Here is a 4,475-nt window from a genome sequence, read left to right as displayed (position 1 = left end):
CGGCCGACGAACGCAGGGCATTCCCCTGCCAGGATGCAGCCTCAGGCGGAATAGGCCGCCAAATTACCATGCTCCGCGAACCGACGCAATCCAAATCGTCGGCTGCGATTCCGCTCCATCATCACCCCCGCCCACCTGCCGCGCTCATCACGCCCTCTATCACCTCTCGCAAGGGCGCAAAGTCGAACTCTTCAACCAGCCTCGTCACTTTCCGGGCCACCGCGTCTCGATTCCACTGCTGGTGACGGTGGAACATCCGGACGGCCAGCGGCGCCGCTGCCAGCGCCCGATCGAACTCTTGCGGCCCGGGCTCCAGGTCCGTCTCGTATGGATGCAGGTACACAACAGCCGGTCGCTCGCGCATCACGCGCCGCATCGCCCACCGTGCGAAAGCGTACGGAAAGTGCCTGAGGTACCCTCCCCCGCACGCTGGCAAGGCCTTGCCCAGCACGGAGACGACCGACATCGGCGCCTCGACGATCGTCCGCCCGCCCGCCAGGTCCCTCCGATGAATGTCGCGCGGGAACCCCGGCCAACCGTAGCGCCGGCCCGCGAACGGGAAGACGCTGCTGTCGTAACGGAACCCGAGGTCAACCAGTTCCTCCAGCGCCCAGGCCGTCTCCGGCACGATGGAAAACGCGGGCGCGCGATGGCCGATGACTTCGCCGCCCACGATGTCCTCGAGCAGTTTTCTGGTCCGGCCGACTTCCCGGCGAAACTCCTCCCGCGAAAGCCCCTGGATCGGCCGGTGCCAGTAACCGTGAACCCCGATCTCGTGCCCCGCCTCCGCAATGCCACGCACGAGTCTGGGGAACACCTCCCCGACCTCGCCGAGAATGAAGAACGTGGCCTTGATTCCCCGATCGGCCAGGAGGGCCAGCAGGCGCTCCGTATTGCGGACGACGGCCTCCGTGGGGGCCATCGCGAGGCCCAGCCGGTCGCGGGCCATGATGCTGTAGTAATCCTCGACGTCGATTGTCAGCGCGTTGGGAATCATTCGTTCAGGGCAGGCTCCGGCTTAACCTCGGCCCGACCAGGCGGGTCACCCACAGGGGGAGTTTCTTCCACATTTCGACCTTTCTCCGATACTTCGCCTCGTCCGGCGCCAGAATCGTCAACTCGTGGCCGGGACGGACCCAATACTGGTAGTGGAGGTTGACCGGTTCGGGCCCCCATTGTTTCTTGAATCGGTAGGTCGCCCCTTCGGCGGTGCAGCGTCCGAAGTCGAACGCCGACGCCCCGGCCTTGCCGTAGTGCTCCAGGACGGACCAGTAGAGCAAATGGTTCGGGCAGAGCGAGTTGTATTCGACGAGCGTGGCGGCCCACGGGATTTCGACGAGGCCGTTGAAGCACGTCGTCAGCCCTGCGCCGACCGTCTGGTCACCCAGCCGCACGACGAAGATCCGCGACTCATCCGGAAACCGCGTCAGGATGGCGGCCATCAACGCCCGCGAGTAGGGCGGCGTACCGAGTTGCCTCATGCGAATCGTATAGACCCGGTAGAAATCGTCGAGAAGTTCCGCGCCGCCGCTCGCGGTCGTGATGTCCGACTTCTGGGCCTTACGGACCTGGTTGCGGACCTTCGGGTCGAATTGCTTCCAGAGGTCCTCCGGGTCGGCCGTCAACGCCAGGTGCATGCATATCTTGCCTTCGTAGAGTTGCAGGTCAAACGGCATCGGTTCGATGTTGCGGAACTCAATCGACTCGCAACGGCGCTCGGCGGCCAGTTCGACCGCTTGTGCAAACAGGGCGTCCATCGCCTCGCGACTCGCCGCCAGAGGCCCGCCATAGTTCCCAAACGCCTGCGACACCATGCGGTTGCCGAACAGCCAACTCTTCACGTGCGTCAGGGGAAGGACGCCGCGAATCTCGCCGCCTTCGTGCGCCACCAGGTAGAAAACGTCGTACCCGAGGTCGCGGCGCAGCATCTCGCTCCACGCGGGCCGGTGGCATATAGTCGCCGCCGGCTGGCCGCGCACAAACCCCTCGCAGGCCGCCTCAGGGCCTTCCAGAACACGAACGTCCACAAGACCTCCTTGCCCACCGTCCGGCGGTTGCTTACGACGCGCGCCGCCCTTCTGCGACGCGCGTGACAATCTCGAGAAGCCGCTCGGCAAGCATCCGGCGTGAAAAGTTCTCGGCCACAAAACGCCGACCGCTCTCGCCCATCCTCCGGGCGGCTTCCGGATCCCGGCGCATGGCGCGGAGGGCCTCGCGAAAGGCCCGCGGGTTCTCCGGTTCGGCAAACAGGCCCGCTCCTGCCTTTTCCACCAACTCCCGGGCCACCCCGTCAATCGCGATAATAATCGGCCGGGCGCAGCACATGTAGTCGAACACCTTGTTCGGGTAATACATTTTGTAGTGCTCGATGTTCATGAGCGTGGCCGTGCAAACGTCCGACGCATTGATGTAGTCCGCCACTTCGGCCTTCGCCACAGCATCCGCGAACACGACGTTGGTCAGACCTTCGCGACCGGCGCGGGCCACCAAATCGCCCTTGACCGGCCCGTCGCCCACCAGCATAAATCGTACGTCGGGCATCTCGTCCTTGACAAGCGCCGCGGTGTCGAGCAACTGGTCGAGCGCGTTGGCCCGCCCGTGCGCCCCAAAGTAACTCACGACGACCTTTCCCTCCAATCCGAGTTTTCGGCGGACGGCGTTTTCCTTCGGCCCCGGCTCGAGCAGGTCCAGGTCCGCCCCATTGGGGATCATGCTCATCCGGGCCCGCGGCACCCCTTTGTGATCGGCTATCCAACGCTCAAACGCAGGAGTCAGGACATTCACCCAGCGGCTTCGACGATACCCGACGGCCTCCATCCAGTAGAACAGCCTCAGGGCGAGACGATTCCGGAGCAACCCTTCGGCCACCAGGCAGTCGGGCCACAGGTCGCGGACTTCAAAAACCGCCGGCGCCCCGTGCCAGGCCGACAGCGCCCACATTGTCAGCGTGACGCCGAGCGGAGGGCTCGTCGCCACGATCACGTCGGGCCGCGGCGCCCGCAGGATGCCCGCGAGGATACTGGAGACCATGAAGGTCACGAGCGCCCACGCGCGGCCGAGACGGCTCCCGCTCGCGTAGGAGCGGCTCACGTGGCACCGCAGGACCGTCACGCCCGGTCCCTCCTGCTGCCGCGTGATGTATCGGCCGCGACAGTCCGGGTATCGCCGGCCCGTCGCGTAATGGAGGTTGCCGGCGATCACCGTAATCTCATGGCCCTTGGCAGCCCAGTACTTCACGAACTCGTTCCATCGCGATCCGCCCGGATCGCCCGGGCCGAGGAAAAACTGGTGGACCAGGAGGACTCTCACGCCTTGGCTCCGATCAGCCGCTCATACAGGTCCGCCCATCGCGGGAGCATGGTTTCGTCGCTGAAGTGTTCGCGCGCCCTCCGCCTCGCCACCTCTCCCATGCGTCGCCGACGGTCCGGATCGCCGGCCAGTTCCTCGAGGACTTTGGCCAGCGCGCCAGAGTCGCGCTGCGGCACGAGGACGCCGGCCCCGCCACTTACCACGTCGGCACAGAACCCCTGGTCGCACGTGACGACGGCCAGGCCGAGGGCCATCGCCTCCGTCAGGGCGTTCGAGTGGCCCTCGGTGACGTGGAATGTGGGCATCGCATACACGTGCCCCTTGGCCGCAAGTTCCAGGAGGTGCGCCTTCGGCATCCCCCCGTGCAAGACGATCACGTCCTGAAGGCCGTGCTGCTCGATGATGGCACGAATCTTTCGGTCTGCTCCCTCTTCGGGTGGACCGATGAGGTCCAGCCGGACAGGGACCCGCCGGGCGATCTTCGCCACGGCCTCGGCGAGGTCCACGACGCCCTTGGCCTCGTGGAGCCGCCCGGTGAAGACGACCCGCAGGGGCGCGGCACCGCCGGCGTCCGCCCGGTAGCGGGCGCCCGTCTCTGCCCAACTGATGAAGTTGGGCATGTAAAGAGCCTCGACTCCCCATCGATCCCGAATGTAATTGACGTAAGGGCGCCCCTCAACCGTCACGGCATCGGCTGAACGGATCATCTTGTCGAGCAGGCGCTGCACGCGCGGAGGACTGGTTTCCGCAAACTCGATGAACCGCCCGGCACGGATATCGTAGATCCGCTTCCACCCCAGCCGCCCCGCCCATCGGAAAAAGGTCGCGTGCTGAAGGAAGCGGCGGCGCGGCCAGACGATGCCGCAGATATGGAAGATCCGGATCGAAGGAACCCGCGCCGCCCGGCGGAACCTGAGGAGGTCCCGAAGCGCCAGATGCACCATCCCGAAGTATCGGCCGACCCCCGGCCCGATATGCGGGTGGCTCGTGTCGATGATGTAGTACCCGAAACGTTCGGCTAGCGCGGAACCGCGCAGGAGCATCACGTAAGAAGCATACCCGCCGTAAGGGGGCGGCAGCGGGCCCAGCAACGCGACCTTCGGGGCGGTCGGATTGTTCGGCGAGCAGTTCACGCCTGCGTGTTCCTCGGCGACCGGGTCGTCCGG

The 4,475-nt window shown here is 65.8% G+C and carries 4 protein-coding genes; all 4 read right to left on the bottom strand.

The annotated features are described in order from the left end of the window. Positions 1-121: 121 nt before the first annotated feature. A complete protein-coding gene (locus tag NTX40_01960) occupies positions 122-997 on the bottom strand; it encodes a DUF3473 domain-containing protein (GenBank protein ID MCX5647850.1) in 876 nt (291 codons plus the stop codon). A gap of 4 nt (positions 998-1,001) precedes the next feature. Continuing rightward, positions 1,002-2,027, bottom strand: a complete 1,026-nt coding sequence (locus NTX40_01955; GenBank protein ID MCX5647849.1) for a FemAB family PEP-CTERM system-associated protein — start codon at positions 2,025-2,027, stop codon at positions 1,002-1,004. Positions 2,028-2,058: 31 nt separating this feature from the next. Continuing rightward, on the bottom strand, positions 2,059-3,309 hold the full coding sequence (locus NTX40_01950) for a glycosyltransferase family 4 protein (protein MCX5647848.1): 1,251 nt from the start codon (positions 3,307-3,309) through the stop codon (positions 2,059-2,061). Further along, positions 3,306-4,475: glycosyltransferase family 4 protein (locus NTX40_01945; protein MCX5647847.1), on the bottom strand; the 1,170-nt coding region annotated here is incomplete at its 5' end. The genes NTX40_01945 and NTX40_01950, both read right to left, overlap by 4 nt.

This window comes from Planctomycetota bacterium, assembly GCA_026387035.1.
In the GTDB taxonomy this organism is placed as follows: Bacteria; Planctomycetota; Phycisphaerae; order FEN-1346; family FEN-1346; genus JAPLMM01.
This window is presented reverse-complemented; position numbering and strand designations above follow the sequence as displayed.

Coding starts and splice junctions, on each gene's coding strand:
- NTX40_01960 (MCX5647850.1), bottom strand. CDS start 997: ATGATTCCCAACGCGCTGACAATCGACGTCGAGGATTACTACAGCATC.